Raw genomic sequence first — 15,209 nt, forward strand, 5'->3', positions numbered from 1 at the left:
AGCGGCGGCATCGCCGTACGGCCGGAGGCCAGTGCCCGCTCGTCGTAGTGCTGTGCTTCGAGCGGCAGACGCCGGGAAGGGGTGGGGTCAGGCGCATCGGGGCACCTCCGAAGACGACGGGTCCAGTGCGGGCGGTGGAGACCCCCCGCACCTCAAAAGGCCGGATTTCGAGCCCGTTTTGGACACGCGGACCGAAGGTTTTTCCGCCGTGTCTCCCCGACCGCCCCCGCCCACGGCGGTGACTGAGCGTGAAGGGGCTGGAGTCTGAGGGCTGGCGTCGGGTGAGGAGTTGACGGTCACGCTGTAGGCGACCGGGTCGCCGGGGTCGGTGTCACGGACCCGCTCACGCACGAAGTCGATCAGTCGGTGCTCGGCCCGCTTGCGGGCCTTGTAGGCGGCCTCGGCCGACATCTGGTGCGCGGCGGCCCAGTCGGCGAGGGAGTCCTCGTCCAGACGAGTCGACCCGATCAGGTCGGCCTCGGTCCGGGTCAGGACCCCCAGACGGACCGCGCGGGCCAGGACGAGGTCGGGGTGACCCCACGGCGGTTTCGGCGGGGTGGAGCGGAAGCTGTCGGGAGCGATCGGGGGTGGGGCGTCCAGTGCCTCGGCCAGCGCCGCGCCCCCGGACCGGTAGGCCGCCCACCGCAGCCGAACCAGCACCCGCGGGCGCCGCAGATCGATGTCGGCCAGCGCCGTGAGGAAGCCGGAGAGCACCTCGGCATGCGCATCGAAGGCGTCGCCGGGATACCGGGCGGCCAGGCGACGGGCGATGCCGGCCAGGGCGGGCAGCGCCATCCCGGTGCACGCCAGCGTCCACGTGGCGCCCTCAGTCCGCGAGCGCTGCACCAGGTGGGCCCAGACCGCGTCACGCGTATGACGCGGGAAGCGGCGCCGCAGCATCCGGTCCCGCAACTCATCCAGCGGCACTGGGCGGTTGGGTAGCCCGGAGAAAGCCCGGCCATCAACGGACAACGGCTCCGGGCCGGTCACCAGATAGGTGAAGCACTGCCGGGCGGTATCCAACGGCAACAACACTCGGCTGCCGGGGTAACTGGCGTGGTCGCGGCCAGACATGGTGACTCCTTCACTCGGTGAGGAAAAGCGGAGCCTCAAGGAAGGCAGGCCACCGACAAGAAACCGCCAAGAAATCAACAAGGTGAACTTCTTGGCGTGCCGCGGCAGTTACTAAGGAACGCTTAAATCCGCATTGTTGCCGCGGGTGTGGCGGCCCTGGGACGCGGAGCACACACGGCCACCAGGCAGGTGCCTTAATTGCTTCTGACCTGCGTCTTTAGGGGTGCTGTAGGCAGTTCTTAAGCGGGCTGTAGGCGATCCTTAGCAGTCCGCTGACAGCGGCACGGTCACACGGGGAACGTATCGGCCGCACATGCACACCGGGAGAGAAGAAAAGGCATCAAGGAATTCTCGGAGTACACCGCTGCGAGGGCACACGGAAAGCAACCGTCGTGGACAGATCCGGAAGGTGTGAGGTGTTCCCGCCGGGGCTTCCGGAAGGTCTGCCGATGTGAAGCCCCAGCTCAGTTCCCCTCGACGCCGCGCCCGCAGCAGTGCCGGGAAGAAGTCGGGGTCGGCGTGTCCAAAACGGCCCCAGAATCCGGTCTTTTCTGGTGTCCGGGCACCACGGCACCAGAGAGGTTCACATGATCCACAAACCGGCGGACAGCGCAGGCGGCACACCACAGTTCCCGGGCCCGCCCGATACCGGAGGCAGTACCAGCGGCGCGCGGAACACCAACACCGCGTGCGGGCGCCGCGGCTCGGTGTGGCCCGCCGCGCCGGAAGCAGACCACCCGGAGGCGGAGACGCTTCCCGGATGGCTGCTGGGCGCCATCGTCAAAATCGTCGCCCTCTACACGCAGCCAGGGCAGCGGGTCCTGCTGCTCGCCCCGCCCCACGGGGGCGCGAGGGGCACCACCGAGCGGGAGTTCGCCTCCTGCTGCGCCGAGTCGGGGTCTGGTCTGCTGACCGGACTGACCGAGGCGGCGCAGTCGGCCGCCAGCCTTGGCCGCACCCTCCATGTGCGGGCCGCCCACCCCGCCGGAGCAACACTCGGCGCCGGGACCGACGTACCGAAGGGGCCGCAGTCCGTCCCCCGACTCGCACCGACCCCGGCCTACCCGACACCGACTCCCACCGACCCGCCACACCCGACCGGGCCGACGGGCGCCGCCGGACCGGGTCCGGACCGGTTCGACGCAGTGATCACCTTCGTCTCCCCGCGCGCCACCGACTGGGTGGCCACCACTGCATGGAGCGCCCTGCTGTCCCCGTCCGGAACCCTCTCCTTCATCACACACAGTGACCGAGAGCAGGGGCGGCTGATCGACCCCAGCGGCGTCCTGACCGACACCGCCCACCGTGCGGGGCTCAGCGTCCTGGATCGCGTGGTCCTCCTGGAGGTCCCCATCCGCCGCAGCGCCCTGGCCACTTCGGATCTTCCGGCGGCGGCAGGTTCGCCGCCCGCGCAGGCGGATACCGCTGGGCCGCCCCACACCCGCATTCACCACGACCTGCTGCTGTTCACCCGCAGCACGCGCGAGGCCACCGTCACCACGCCCGAGGAGGAAGGCCGTTGACGTCCCGACACCCGTCCCCGCCGGTCTCGGTCTGGGTCACCGGACAACACGAGGGCCGCACCCAGCTCGCCCAGGGCCCCTACGTCGCGGAGACCGTACGCGATGGCGCACGGATTCCACCGGCCATCGCCGCCCACGCCATCACCGCATACACCCGCCCCGGCCACAGGGTGCTCGATCCCGCGTGCGGGGCTGGCACCGTCCTGGTCGAAGCCCTGCGGGCGGGGCGCGACGCCATCGGCCTCACCCGGCACCGGTGGTGGCCCATCGCCCGCGCCAACGTCACCGCCGCCAAACGCCACGACGCCGCACCGGACGGCATGGTCCTCGACACCCCGACCGACGCCGCCGTAGGGCAACTCACCGGCTACCTCGGCCACATCGACCTGATCCTCACCACCTGGCCCCGCCCCCATCCGTACGCCGCCGCCCAAGATCGCGCCGAGGCGCGCGCCCCGCGCGCGGCCACCGAACCTCTGCGTGCCCTGCTGGACCCCTACCGGGAGCTGCTGCGCCCCGGCGGTCACGTCGTTCTCGTCGTTCCGCGTCGTAGCCGGGGACGGCTGCTCGCTCCGCCGGGAGACCTCGCGGCCAGCGGGCGCGCAGCCGGCCTGGTACCGGTGGAGCGGTGCGTCGCTCTGACCGCGGAACTGCGCGGCTCCCGGCTGGTGGTGCGCTCCTCGCTGGCCCAGCGCCGCGCCGCCGCACGCCACGAGCGCGCCACGAGGCAGCCGGTCATGCTCCCCGCGCACCACGAAGTACTCGTCTTCCAGGCCCCGCCACCAGCTGCCGTAGCAGCGGCCGTGCGCCGCCCGGCCACCGGCGCCAGCCTGTCCGATCACCGTGCCCGCGCTGAGCTCCTCAGCGGGAGGGCAGCATGAGGCGCCGTCCGTACTCCGCCCACCCCGGCGTCACCCTCTACACCGGCGACGCGATCGAGATGCTGCGCGAACTCCCCGAGAACGGCGCCGATTGCGTGGTCACCTCGCCCCCGTACTGGGGCCTGCGCGACTACGGCACCGGCACCTGGACCGGCGGCGACTCCGCCTGCGCCCACTCCACCGGACGCGGCACCAACACCACGCAGACCAAGCACCCCAACGCCCCCTATCCGGCCTCGGCCGCGCACCGCGGCGACCATCCCCGCACCTGCCTGCGCTGCGGCGCGGTCCGCGAAGACCGGCAATACGGCCTGGAGCCAACACCGGAGGAGTACATCGACAGGCTGCGGCAGGTGTTCGCCGAACTGCGCCGCGTACTGAGCGCCACCGGCACGGTGTGGCTCAACCTCGGCGACTCCTACAGCGCCACACCACCCGGCCGCACCGAGAACCCGATGGGCAAGAGCACCCTGAACAGCCCGATGGACGGCGGGCTGCTGCGCGAGTCCGTCCGCAGCGCCGGGGTCGACCGCACCCGCACGCTTCCCCGGAAGAACCTCCTGGGCATGCCCTGGAGAACGGTGTTCGCCCTGCAGGCGGACGGCTGGATCCTGCGCAACGCCATCGTCTGGCACAAGCCCAACGCCATGCCCGAATCTGTCCAGGACCGGCTCTCCAACCGGTACGAGATGCTGTTTCTGCTGGTGCAGCAGCAGCGCTACTACTTCGACCTGGACGCCATCCGTGAACCCCTGGCCCGCCCGGAAGCCCTGACCGAGGGCATGGTGATCGGCGGGGCGAACAAAGGCCGCCACGGAGGTATCGACGCCACCTCCCGCCGCCGGGGCAACAGCCGCTACGGCCAAGGCAAGTACACCGACACCGACACCGCCGCCTTCCCCGCACGCCCGCCCGGAGCCGCCATGCGACCCACCGGACGGCAGCACAACAGCGCCCACCCGCGCGGCAAGAACCCCGGCGACGTCTGGTCGATCGCCACCCGGCCGCTGCGGGCCGCGCACTTCGCCGCCTTCCCCCTCGACCTGCCACTGCGCTGCATCGCCGCCGGATGCCCACCGGCCGGCACCGTCCTGGACCCCTTCAGCGGCGCAGCCACCACCGGCCTTGCCGCACAGCAACTGGAGCGGCCCTACCTCGGCATCGACGTGAACCCCGCCTTCCACGACATCGCCCTGGACCGCCTCGGACTCCCACAACCCGACACCCCCGACTCCCCGCACCGGCAGGCGGCATGAACACCCGACAACCCTCCCCGAAAGGACGCGACCTCGGCACGGCACACCGCGGCGCGGCACCTCCCGCGGCTCACCCGTGCGACGGTGTCACGCTGTTGACCGGCGACGCCGTCGAAATCCTCGCGACCCTGCCGACCGCCTCGGCGGACTGCGTCGTCACCTCCCCGCCCTACTGGCGGCTGCGGGACTACGACACCGGCACCTGGAGCGGCGGCGGCAACCCGCACTGCCCGCATCCCGCAACCGAAGACGAGCCCCCGGACAGGGTGAACACCACCCAGCAGTGCTCGCGTTGCGGCGCACGGTGGACCGATCGCCAGTACGGCCAGGAACCTTCTCCCGACGCCTACGTCGACCACCTGCGGCAGGTGTTCGCCGAACTCGCGCGCGTGCTGACCGATACTGGCACTGCGTGGCTCAACCTGGGCGACAGCTACGCCGCCAACAGCGACGGCTACCACTGCACACGCCCCGGCCAATATCGCCAGCCCCGCTTCCGGCCCGCCTCCGGCCTGCCGCACAAGAATCTCCTCGGCATGCCCTGGAGAACGGTCTTCGCCATGCAGAACGACGGCTGGATCCTGCGCAACGCCATCATCTGGCACAAGCCCAACGCCGCACCCTTCCCCACCACCGACCGGCTCACGTGCCGCTACGAACTGCTGTTTCTCCTGGTGAAACAGCCCCACTACTACTTCAACCTCGACCCGATCCGGCAGCCCTACACCGGTGACCGCTCTCTGGCCCGCCGTGCGCACCGTTCCGGCAACAAACTGAACACCGCCCGCGGCACCTGGCCCCAGCCCTGTGACACCGCCCGCGGCGCGACGCCCCGCGGGCGCAACCCCGGAGACCTCTGGAGCATCCCGGTCACCCCCCAGCGCCGAGCTCCGCACCCCGCCGCCTTCCCTCTCGACCTGCCGCTGCGCTGCATCGCCGCCGGGTGCCCACCGGCCGGTACCGTTCTGGACCCCTTCAGCGGCACCGGCACCACCGCCCTGGCCGCCCGCCAACTCGGCCGCACCTACATCGGAATCGACCTCAACCTCACCTACCAGCACCTCGCCGATCAGCAGTTGGCACGCCAACGCCGAGTGAAAGCCGACGAGGACAGCAGCCTGAGGCAGGAGGGGATATGAACAACAAGAGTTCCTCGCTCACCCGGCCGAAAGAGCCGACACCACCACGCCGCCCTCGTCAGAACGCCACGGCAGTCCCGCAGGGCTTGATGGTGGTGCCGGTCACCTTCCGGCTGGCATGCGCGATCATCGCCGAGCATCACCGGCACCACCAGCCACCGCAGGGAATGAAGTTCGCTCTCGGCGTGGCCGCACACCAGGCCCTCGTCGGGGTCGCCGTGGTCGGACGACCCGTCGCACGGCATCTCGATGACGGCCGCACCGCGGAGGTGTCCCGCACCTGCACCGATGGGACGCTCAACGCAAACTCCACCCTGTACGCAGCCGCTTGGCGAACAGCCCGCGCCATGGGATACCACCGGCTGCTCACCTACACCGAGCACGGCGAACACGGCGCCAGCCTGCGCGCCGCAGGCTGGCGCCCCATCACCACGAGTGCGGCACACCACGGGTGGGACCGGCCCAGCCGCCGCAGACCATCACAGGCCCGCCCCGTTCGCCGCACCCGGTGGGAGATCGCTCGCACCCCAGGCGGCGCGCACCCTCTGCCGCGCGCCTGCGACCACCGAGCCTGATGTGCCGACCACGGGCACGCACCAGGGCCTTCGCCCGAGCCGTCCAGCCCGACTTGGGGGCCTCCATTCCCGCCCGGCCGGCGTTACACTCGCAGGCCCGCGACGGGGCCTGACCAGCTGTTTCACTCCCTGGCCCTGTCCAGGTCGGCTCTCGCGTCCCTCGCCACACCTGATGACGGCAGCGGTGTCCGGCACCGTGACGAGGAACGAGGCCCAGGCCCACCCACCTATGGCGACGCCAGCGGCAACACGTTCAGGCCGATGAGCGTACGGCCGTCGCACCTGGTGATGAAGCACAGCGAATCGAGAAGGACGAGAAGAAGGAGTAGATGATGGGGAACGACACCCCCAACCGCTCGCTCTCATCTGTATCGTCGGCGTCTTCGGCGGTGCGGAGCATGACGGTCCAGGAACTGCTCGAGCTGCCCGTGAGCTTCCCGCTCGACACAGCGAATAGGGCGCTCGCGCTCCGCCGTTCCACCGGATACGCCCTCGCCCGGCGCGGTGAGTATCCAGTACGGGTGCTACGCGTCGGCAGCACGTACCGGGTGAGCCGCAGCGAACTCCTGAGCTACCTCGGCATCGACCCCGGAACACAGTCTTCGTCCCCCGGGCCCGCCACTCGCGCCGCCTGATCCACACATCGAGAGCGCGCACCTCTGCGCGCCTTCCCCGCCCTCGACAGGGCAGTGAGGAGGAAGATCCATGAAGGGCTCGACCTACCGGCGGTGCCACTGCCGGGACCCGGAAACGGGAAAGCCCTGGGGAGCCAGGTGCCCGAAGCGGCGGCAACGCAAGCACGGCACGTACTCGATACGCCAGGAACTCCCTGCTCGCGAGGACGGCACCCGCCGCTCCTTCACGCGTGGCGGATACGACACCGCGACCAAGGCTCAGGCCGATCTGGACCACGTGCGCAGTCTGCTCGCGCTCCCGGAGGAGGATGGCGGCGAAGGACTCTGCAAGATCGGGGATCTGCTGGAGAAGACCGCAGAAGAGAAGGCGCCCCTCCCCGACATCGACGTGACGCGCCGTCGACTCATCGCGGGCCAGTCCTTCACGTCCCGGGTGACCGTGGGCGAGTGGCTGGATACCTGGCTCGCATCGAAGAAGAAGATCCGCAGGACGACGCGGAACGGCTACGCGTCGCATATCCGCGTCCACCTCAAACCGAACCTGGGTACCATCCGGCTGGACCGGCTCAGCCTTCGCCAGCTGATCCAGATGTTCGACGCCATCGCGGACGAGAACGAGGTGATCGCGGCAGAGAATCAAGCACGCCGGGAACAGACCGCACGCGCCACCTGGGGAAAACGAAGCAGGCCACCGGAGGAGGAGCGGGCGCGGCTGGACAAGGAGCGCGCCGAGCTCGCCGAGATGAAGCCGTTCCGGAAGCCCACCGGCCCGGCCACCTGTCACGGAATCCGGCGCACGCTGCGGGCCGCGCTGAACGCGGCTATCACCCAGCAGCTGATCACCTTCAACCCGGCCGCACACGTCGAGCTGGCTTCCGGGCAGCGGCCCAAGCCGGTGCTGTGGACCGATGCGCGGGTGAAGCGGTGGCGCGAGACCGGGGAGATCCCCTCGGGGGTGATGGTGTGGACCCCGCAGCAGTTCGGTACCTTCCTCGACGAGGCCGAAGGCGACCGCCTGTACTCGCTGTTCCACCTGATCGGTTTCCGGGGCCTGCGGCGCGGCGAGGCGGTCGGGCAGGAGTGGACCGACCTCGACCTCGATGCCGCTCTACTCACCCCGGCGAAGACGATCGTGGTCGACCAGTGGGAACCGTACGAGTCGGAGCCGAAGACGGACGGCAGCGCGGCTACCATCGGGCTCGACAGCCTCACCGTCGCCGTGCTGCGCGCACACCGCGAGCGGCAGAACCAGGAGCGGCTGCAGTGGGGAGACGCGTGGCAGGACACCGGGAAGGTGTTCACCCGGGAGGACGGGAGCTGGCTGCACCCGGAGATAGTTTCCGACGCTTTCCGCCGCATCCTCGCCCGCACCGACCTTCCACCGATCAGCCTGCGGGACCTGCGGCACGTCTCCGCGACTCTCCAGCACGCCGGAGGAGGCGATCTGCACACGATCAAGGAGGTGCTGCGGCACTCCACGATCACGCTGACCTCTGACACCTACACCAGTCTGCTGCCCGAGGTCGACCACGAGGTCGCCGAGAAGGCCGCCCGCCTCGTGCCCCGGGCACGGCGCGCAGCAGCCGATCGCACATCCGCTCCCGCCTCGCTCCCGCCAGCAGCTGACAAGGCGCGGGCAACGGCTCCGCCACGGGCGATGAAGCCAGGACACAAGGCCGAAAATACAGGTCAGAGCGCTTCCTCGGCGGAGGCTCAGGGTGGGGCGGGTGGGACTCGAACCCACGGCCGACGGATTATGAGTCCGCTGCTCTAACCGGCTGAGCTACCGCCCCGTAACGGCGCGCCGCGCACAGGTGTGCGCGCCGTCTGCCGCAGCATAGCTGCTCATACGATCTCCCGCCCGTGCCGGGGGGACACCGCCACCGGCGTTGACGTCCGTGGTGGGCGGAACGGTGGCCACCTGGGCGTTTCGTTCCCCGTGCGGCCGGGGCGCGGTGCCGGTGCCGGGCCCCCGGTGCCGACCCGTGGGGCGGGCAGGGGCGGGTGGCCCGGATGGGGCGGCGGCAAGAGAAAAGGGCCCCTTGGGGCCCTTTGCGTGGTGCTCCCCCGACTGGATTCGAACCAGTAACCTGCCGGTTAACAGCCGGCTGCTCTGCCGATTGAGCTACAGGGGACCGCTTGGACTCGCCGGTCCCGGACTCCGGGGGGCGTTCCCTCGCTGCGGGCAATACATTAGCGCATGCCAGGGGGTGCGCCGAAATCGGTATCCGTGCCCGCCCCCGTGATCAGGCCGCGGGCAACCGGGGGCCAGGGAACCATCAGCAAGAGAAAGGGTGTGCCATGCATCGCCTCACGTTCATCGCCGGGCTGGCCATCGGGTACGTGCTCGGCACGCGCTCCGGCAGGGAGCGCTATGAGCAGATGCGGGAGAGCGCACAGCAGTTCGCGCAGAACCCCGCTGTCCGCAACGCCGCCGAGTCCGCCGCGCACAACGGCCGCGACATGGCCACGAAGGCGTTCGACTCCGTCAACGAGAAGGTCGGGCACCGGCTGCCCGACTCCGTGACGGAGAAGGTGCAGGCGCTCCGCGACCGCCGTACGCCCGTGGACGACGATTGGGGTACGAGCGCGACGTAACGCGACGTAAGAGGCGGGGAGCCGCCGGCGGTACCGAGGGGACGGGGGAGGTTCAGGGAAGGGGTGGCTGTGCCCGCGGCGGGTCGAACAGGGGGGCCAGGAGATCGCCGTGCCGGCGCAGCCGCTCCGGCATGTCGCCCGCGAGGAACACCAGGTCGTCGGCGGTTTCCGCGGCCTCCAGCTCGCCCCACGTGACGGGCGCGGAGACGGTCGGCGCGGACCTCGCGCGCAGGGTGTACGGGGTGGCCGTGGTCTTGGCCCACGAGTTCTGCGAGTGGTCGACGAACACCTTCCCGGCCCGCAGTGACCTGGTCATGCGGTGCAGCGCGAGGTCGGGCAGCGCGGCCTCCGCCTCGCGTGCGAGCTGCTTCGCGTACGCGGACACCTCGGAGGAGTCCGCGGGCCGCAGCCCGGCGAGCAGGTGCAGTCCCTTGGCGCCGGAGGTCTTGGGCAGGGCGGTCAGCCCGTCCGCGGCGAGCCGATCGCGGAGCCAGACGGCGACCTCGCGGCACTCGAGGATGCCGGTGCCCTCGCCCGGGTCGAGGTCGAAGACGATACGGTCCGCCTGCCGCTCGGCCTCGGCACGCCACTGCGGGGTGTGCAGCTCCAGGGCGGCGAGGTTGGCCGCCCACACCAGCGAGGCCAGGTCCTGGAGCAGGATCTGCTCGCCGGTACGGTCGCCGCTGCGGGTGACCTCGCAGCGGGTCACCCAGTCGGGGGTGCCCGGCGGCACGTGCTTCGCGAAGAACTTCTCCGCGTCCACGCCGTCCGGGCAGCGCAGGAACGAGACGGGGCGGCCGTGCAGGTGGGGGAGGACGGCGTCGGCGACGGACGCGTAGTAGTGGACGCACTCGCCCTTGGTGAAGCCGCTGGCCGGATAGAGCACCTTGTCGAGGTTGCTGAGCGCCACTCGGTGGCCTTCGATGTCCGCTATGGGCATATTCTGAGAGTCCCATAGAAGGGGCAGAAGATGCGTTCCATCTGGAAAGGGTCCATATCGTTCGGGCTGGTCTCCATCCCGATCAAGGTGATTTCGGCCACTGAGAGTCACAGTGTGTCGTTCCGGCAGGTGCACACCGCCGACGGCGGGCGGATCCGGTACCGCAAGGTGTGCGAGCTCGACGGGCAGGAAGTGTCCAACGAGGAGATCGGCAAGGCGTACGAGACCGCCGACGGTACGAACGTCCAGCTCACGGACGACGAGCTGGCCTCGCTGCCGCTGCCGACGGCGAAGACCGTGGAGATCCTGGCGTTCGTGCCGGCCGAGGAGATCGACCCCATCCAGCTGGACCGTTCGTACTACCTGGCGGGGGACGGCAAGAGCGCGAGCAAGCCGTACGTGCTGCTCAGGGACGCGCTGAGCCGGTCGGGCAAGGTCGCGATCGCCAAGCTCGCGCTGCGCGGCCGGGAGAGCCTGGCGATGCTCCGGGTCTACGAGGACACGCTGACGCTGCACATGATGCTGTGGCCGGACGAGATCCGGCCCGCGGAGGGGATGGCGCCGACGGAGAGCGTCGCCGTACGGGACGCGGAACTGGATCTGGCGGACACCCTCATGGAGACGCTGGGTGAGCTGGACATGGCGGACCTGCACGACGAGTACCGCGAGGCGGTCGAGGAGCTGGTCGCGGCGAAGGAGGAGGGCGTCGTTCCGGCGGAGGGCGAGCGGGCTCCGGCCAGGCCGGCGGGCACGGTCGTGGACCTGATGGCGGTGCTGGAGAACTCCGTGCAGGCGGCGCGGGAGTCGCGCGGCGAGGACGCCGGCGCCACGGTGCACGAGCTGCGGCAGCAGGGCGGGGCGGGCGGCGCGAAGAAGACCGCCGCGAAGAAGAAGGCGGCGTCCGGCGGCGCGCGGAAGGCGTCCGAGTCCGCGAGCCGGTCGAAGAAGACGGCCGCGGCGAAGAAGTCCACCGCGGGGAAGAAGACCGCCGCCAAGAAGACGACAGCGGCCAAGAAGACCGCGTCGGCCAAGTCGGCGTCGAAGACGGCCGGTTCGAAGACCGCGAAGAAGACCGCCGCCAAACGGACGCCCCGCAAGTCCGCCTGACGCGGCCGGCCGCCTCCCGCCGCGGTACGGCCGTACTCCCGCGGTCGTACCGGCCGCGGCACCCGGCTGACACACGGAGTACGTGCCGGGCCTTCTCCCGAGTGATGCGCGTACGGGCCGTACGGCGGAGCCTGGTGCGAACATCCCCGGCACGTCGAGGAGGGCACGGGATGGACGAGGAACTCAGGGAGTTCGGGCGGCGCTGGGCGGAGGCGGAGCGCCGCGGGGACGCCGCCGCGCTGGACCGTCTGCTCACCGAGGACTTCCACGGTGTCGGCCCGCGCGGCTTCGTCATCGGCCGGGACGAGTGGCTGGAGCGGTACTCCGACGACTGGCTGATCCACGACTCGTTCGACTGGCGGCCGGTGCAGGTGCGCCGGTACGGGGACGCGGCGGTCGCGAACGGGGTGCAGAGCCAGCAGAGCACGTACGACGGCCGCGACGTCGACGGGCACTTCCGCGTGACGCAGCTGCTGGTGCACGACGCGTACGGGTGGCGGCTCGCCTGCATCCATCTCAGTCCGATCGCGGAGCCGCCGCGCGTGGATCAGCCGGAGCACGCCTGAGAGGGCGCGCACGTCCGCTGCGGGGCAACGGGCGGGCGGTGGCGGGGACTTGCCGCGTACTTCGGGTCAAGAAAGCGTAAATTTCCGGGAATTGGTCCAGTCCTTTAACGGGTGCGGAACCAGGAGCGGCGGTCCCGTACGCGTGTATTGGTACGGTCCAAGTCCCCGGTGCGTGCGTTGACACGTGCGCGAACTGCGGTTGCCTTGGAGGTCCATACCGCTGCGCAGCGCGTCCGGCGCCCCGAGCGACAGGACACGTTCACGCCACCGCCGGCCTCCCACGCGGGCACGGCGGTCACGCGGACGCGGACCGGCCGAGGGGCTACCCGATGACGGTCACCCCGGCACGGGCGGACGGCCCTCACCTCTACCCCCAAGGAGAGCCGTGTCCATACGCAGATCCCGCAGAGCCGCAGTCAGACCCGGGCGCAGACCCGCGTCCACACCCGCGTCCGCACCCCGGCCGCGTTCCCGCCGCAGGCTGGTCGCCGTGGTCGGCGTCCTCGTACTGGCGCTGGCCGGTCTCACCGGACTGGCCGCCCCCGCGCCCGCCGCCCCCGCCCCAGCGGCCCCCGCGCAGGCAGCGGGCCCGCTCACCGCCGAGTTCAGCAGCTCCGGCAGCGGCTCGTCCTGGACGGGCAAGTTCGTGGTCCGGAACAACTCCGCTGCCGCGGTGGACGGCTGGTCGCTGGAGTTCGACCTGCCCGACGGCGTGACCGTCAGCGGCCACACCCACGGCACCGCGACCGTCAGCGGTTCGCATGTCACCGTGGCGCCCGCGCACTACAACTCGCGCGTGCCCGCGAACGGTTCCACCGAGCCGTACAGCTACACCTTCCAGGCGTCCGGCCCGCTCGCCGAACCGTCGGGCTGCCTCGTCAACGGCGACAAGTGCGACGGCACCCCCGCCGTACCGCCCGAGGCGCCCACGGGAGTCGCCGTCGCCGACACCACGGCGCGCACCGTCAGCCTGAAGTGGACGGCGGCCGCCAAGGGCGACTTCCCGGTGGCGTCGTACGAGGTGCTGCGCGGCGACACGGTGGTGGCCGCGAGCGCGACCACCGAGGCGACCGTACGGGAGCTGGAGCCGGCGACGCGCTACGAGTTCGCCGTACGCGCCAAGGACACCCGCGGCAACACCGGCGAACCAAGCGCCCCCGTCGCCGCCACCACCGTCGACCCGGCCACCGACCCTGAACCGCCGACGGCACCGCGCAACCTGCGGGCAGGCGACGTCACCTCCAGCACCGTCGAGCTCAGCTGGGACGCGGCCACCGACAACCAGCGCGTCGCCGCGTACGACGTGTACCGCGGCCAGACGCTGGCCGACACCGTGCCCGCCGACGCCCGTACGAGCACGCTGACGGGGCTGTCGCCCGCGACCGAGTACCGGTTCACCGTCAAGGCGCGGGACGCCGCCGACAACGCCTCTCCGGCGAGCGACACGCTCACGGTCACCACAGACGAGGCCGTCGGCGACGGCGGCCACGCCGAGGTCGGCTACTTCGTGCAGTGGGGCATCTACGGCCGCCAGTACTTCGTCAGGAACCTCGACACCTCCGGCGCCGCGGCGAAGCTCGACGTGATCAACTACGCGTTCGGCAACATCCATCCCACGGACCTCACCTGCCTCAACGGCGTCACCAAGGGCACCTCGCCCGACCCCCAGGACCCCAACCAGGGCGATGGCGCGGGCGACGCCGAGGCGGACTACGGGCGCGCCTTCTCCGCCGCCCAGTCCGTCGACGGCGTGGCCGACGACGGCTGGGGCAAGCTCCGCGGCAACTTCAACCAGCTGAAGAAGCTCAAGGCCAAGCACCCGCATCTGAAGATCGTCATCTCGCCGGGCGGTTGGACGTACTCCAAGTACTTCTCGGACGCCGCCAAGACGGACGCCTCGCGGAAGAAGTTCGTGAAGTCCTGCATCGACATGTACCTCAAGGGCGACCTGCCCGAGTACAACGGCGCGGGCGGCAAGGGCGTGGCCGCCGGGATCTTCGACGGCATCGACCTCGACTGGGAGTGGCCCGGCTCGCCCGACGGCCACCCCGGCAACCACTGGAGCCCGGAGGACAAGGCGAACAACACCGCATTGATCGCCGAGTTCCGCGAGCAGCTCGACGCGCTCGGCGGCGACCACAAGCTGCTGACCGCGTTCACCCCGGCCGACCCGAAGAAGGTCGAGGCGGGCTGGGACCTGCCCGAGATCGCCAAGGACATGGACATCTTCAACGTCCAGGGCTACGACTTCCACGGCGCCGGCAGCGACAACTCCTGGGAGCCGGACCGCACCGGCCACCAGGGCAATCTCTACGTCGACGAACAGACGCCGTACGAGAACGACTTCAGCGTCGACGGCGCCGTACAGCACTAGTCTTCTGAGTCGGGAATTCTGTTCAGATAGCTGGCGAGGCGTTCGAGGATCTCGTCTGCGGTCTTGGTCCACACGTAGGGCTTGGGGTCGGTGTTCCATGCGGTGATCCAGGCACGGATGTCTTGGTCCGCAGCACACCCACGTCCCGAAGATGGGTTTAAGGGAGAGCGGCAGATGGGTTTAAGGGACAGCTACGGGGGCGCGGGGGCGGCGTGCGGCGGCACCGTACGGGAGCGGGCGCGCGCACCGTACGGACGCGGGCGCGCGCACCGTACGGGAGCGGATTTCGGAGGGACGCGTACGGCGGCGCCGTACGGAAGTGCCGGGCGGAACCGCCGGATGGTGAGCTCCCCTGCCAGGACTCGAACCTGGAACGGACGGACCAAAACCGTCAGTGTTGCCGATTACACCACAGGGGATCGTCAATCGCCCGAGGCAGACGCACGTTCGGCCTGCTCGGGCGACGCCTCTACTATGCCGCACCGCCGACCCTCGGTGCGACGATATACGTGAGTGAGGTGCGAGAGCACTTCACGGCCGT

General features: G+C 70.4%; 12 protein-coding genes, 3 tRNA genes and 2 pseudogenes. 11 read left to right on the top strand and 6 right to left on the bottom strand.

Translation table 11 applies throughout. The features are described from left to right. Positions 1-87 precede the first annotated feature (87 nt). Positions 88-1,074, bottom strand: coding sequence for a hypothetical protein (locus DVA86_RS31180; RefSeq protein WP_208883342.1), 987 nt, complete (start codon positions 1,072-1,074; stop codon positions 88-90). A 587-nt stretch (positions 1,075-1,661) separates the two neighbouring features. Here DVA86_RS31180 and DVA86_RS31185 point away from each other — a divergent pair. From DVA86_RS31185 to DVA86_RS31215, 7 genes and pseudogenes are all read left to right on the top strand, one after another. Next, positions 1,662-2,597, top strand: coding sequence for a hypothetical protein (locus tag DVA86_RS31185; protein WP_208883343.1), 936 nt, complete (start codon positions 1,662-1,664; stop codon positions 2,595-2,597). Then, positions 2,594-3,478: a DNA methyltransferase gene (locus DVA86_RS31190; protein WP_208883344.1), complete on the top strand. Its 885-nt coding sequence runs from the start codon at positions 2,594-2,596 to the stop codon at positions 3,476-3,478. The genes DVA86_RS31185 and DVA86_RS31190 overlap by 4 nt, the downstream gene beginning before the upstream one ends. Then, on the top strand, positions 3,475-4,734 hold the full coding sequence (locus DVA86_RS31195) for a DNA-methyltransferase (RefSeq protein WP_208883345.1): 1,260 nt from the start codon (positions 3,475-3,477) through the stop codon (positions 4,732-4,734). The genes DVA86_RS31190 and DVA86_RS31195 overlap by 4 nt, the downstream gene beginning before the upstream one ends. A 95-nt stretch (positions 4,735-4,829) precedes the next feature. After that, positions 4,830-5,873 carry a DNA-methyltransferase gene (locus DVA86_RS31200; protein ID WP_222623388.1) on the top strand — a complete coding sequence of 348 codons (1,044 nt, stop codon included), beginning with the start codon at positions 4,830-4,832 and terminating at the stop codon, positions 5,871-5,873. Further along, positions 5,870-6,448, top strand: a complete 579-nt coding sequence (locus DVA86_RS31205; RefSeq protein WP_342776387.1) for an XF1762 family protein — start codon at positions 5,870-5,872, stop codon at positions 6,446-6,448. Before DVA86_RS31200 ends, DVA86_RS31205 begins: the two co-directional genes overlap by 4 nt. Positions 6,449-6,846: 398 nt before the next feature. Next, a complete protein-coding gene (locus tag DVA86_RS31210) occupies positions 6,847-7,083 on the top strand; it encodes an integrase (RefSeq protein ID WP_208883349.1) in 237 nt (78 codons plus the stop codon). Between the two features lie 70 nt (positions 7,084-7,153). After that, positions 7,154-8,692: pseudogene (locus tag DVA86_RS31215) on the top strand (site-specific integrase); the annotation flags it as partial. A gap of 110 nt (positions 8,693-8,802) precedes the next feature. On the opposite strand, the gene DVA86_RS31220 reads toward DVA86_RS31215, so the two are convergent. Then, positions 8,803-8,876: transfer RNA gene (locus DVA86_RS31220), tRNA-Ile, on the bottom strand. Between the two features lie 269 nt (positions 8,877-9,145). Then, a tRNA-Asn gene (locus DVA86_RS31225) sits at positions 9,146-9,218 on the bottom strand. Between the two features lie 166 nt (positions 9,219-9,384). Between DVA86_RS31225 and DVA86_RS31230 the strand changes: the two genes are divergently transcribed. Next, positions 9,385-9,681, top strand: a complete 297-nt coding sequence (locus DVA86_RS31230) for a YtxH domain-containing protein (RefSeq protein ID WP_208883351.1) — start codon at positions 9,385-9,387, stop codon at positions 9,679-9,681. 52 nt (positions 9,682-9,733) lie between these two features. On the opposite strand, the gene ligD is transcribed toward DVA86_RS31230, so the two are convergent. Beyond that, positions 9,734-10,621, bottom strand: coding sequence for a non-homologous end-joining DNA ligase (gene ligD / locus DVA86_RS31235; RefSeq protein ID WP_208883353.1), 888 nt, complete (start codon positions 10,619-10,621; stop codon positions 9,734-9,736). Positions 10,622-10,651: 30 nt separating this feature from the next. Between ligD and ku the strand changes: the two genes are divergently transcribed. The 3 genes from ku to DVA86_RS31250 all read left to right on the top strand — a co-directional run bounded on the left by ku (position 10,652) and on the right by DVA86_RS31250 (position 14,668). Then, complete coding sequence (ku, locus tag DVA86_RS31240) at positions 10,652-11,728, top strand: non-homologous end joining protein Ku (protein ID WP_208883354.1); 1,077 nt, start codon at positions 10,652-10,654, stop codon at positions 11,726-11,728. A 170-nt stretch (positions 11,729-11,898) separates the two neighbouring features. After that, the gene (locus DVA86_RS31245; protein ID WP_208883355.1) at positions 11,899-12,294 is read left to right on the top strand and encodes a nuclear transport factor 2 family protein; all 396 of its coding nucleotides are present in this window, start codon (positions 11,899-11,901) and stop codon (positions 12,292-12,294) included. Between the two features lie 481 nt (positions 12,295-12,775). Next, a complete protein-coding gene (locus DVA86_RS31250) occupies positions 12,776-14,668 on the top strand; it encodes a glycosyl hydrolase family 18 protein (protein ID WP_425471008.1) in 1,893 nt (630 codons plus the stop codon). On the opposite strand, the pseudogene DVA86_RS35685 reads toward DVA86_RS31250, so the two are convergent. Together DVA86_RS35685 and DVA86_RS31255 are read right to left on the bottom strand one after the other, a co-directional pair. Continuing rightward, positions 14,665-14,790 (bottom strand): annotated as a pseudogene (locus DVA86_RS35685) (IS630 family transposase); the annotation flags it as partial. The gene DVA86_RS31250 and the pseudogene DVA86_RS35685 overlap by 4 nt on opposite strands. A 225-nt stretch (positions 14,791-15,015) precedes the next feature. Beyond that, a tRNA-Gln gene (locus DVA86_RS31255) sits at positions 15,016-15,087 on the bottom strand. Between the last annotated feature and the right edge of the window lie 122 nt (positions 15,088-15,209).

This window comes from Streptomyces armeniacus (assembly GCF_003355155.1).
GTDB classification, from domain to species: Bacteria; Actinomycetota; Actinomycetes; order Streptomycetales; family Streptomycetaceae; genus Streptomyces; species Streptomyces armeniacus.

Bases quoted from the DNA above. Each gene is read 5' to 3' on its own strand.
- DVA86_RS31180 (WP_208883342.1), bottom strand. From the start codon at position 1,074: ATGTCTGGCCGCGACCACGCCAGTTACCCCGGCAGCCGAGTGTTGTTG.
- DVA86_RS31185 (WP_208883343.1), top strand. From the start codon at position 1,662: ATGATCCACAAACCGGCGGACAGCGCAGGCGGCACACCACAGTTCCCG.
- DVA86_RS31245 (WP_208883355.1), top strand. From the start codon at position 11,899: ATGGACGAGGAACTCAGGGAGTTCGGGCGGCGCTGGGCGGAGGCGGAG.
- DVA86_RS31195 (WP_208883345.1), top strand. From the start codon at position 3,475: ATGAGGCGCCGTCCGTACTCCGCCCACCCCGGCGTCACCCTCTACACC.
- DVA86_RS31230 (WP_208883351.1), top strand. From the start codon at position 9,385: ATGCATCGCCTCACGTTCATCGCCGGGCTGGCCATCGGGTACGTGCTC.
- DVA86_RS31205 (WP_342776387.1), top strand. From the start codon at position 5,870: ATGAACAACAAGAGTTCCTCGCTCACCCGGCCGAAAGAGCCGACACCA.
- ligD (WP_208883353.1), bottom strand. From the start codon at position 10,621: ATGCCCATAGCGGACATCGAAGGCCACCGAGTGGCGCTCAGCAACCTC.
- DVA86_RS31210 (WP_208883349.1), top strand. From the start codon at position 6,847: ATGACGGTCCAGGAACTGCTCGAGCTGCCCGTGAGCTTCCCGCTCGAC.
- ku (WP_208883354.1), top strand. From the start codon at position 10,652: ATGCGTTCCATCTGGAAAGGGTCCATATCGTTCGGGCTGGTCTCCATC.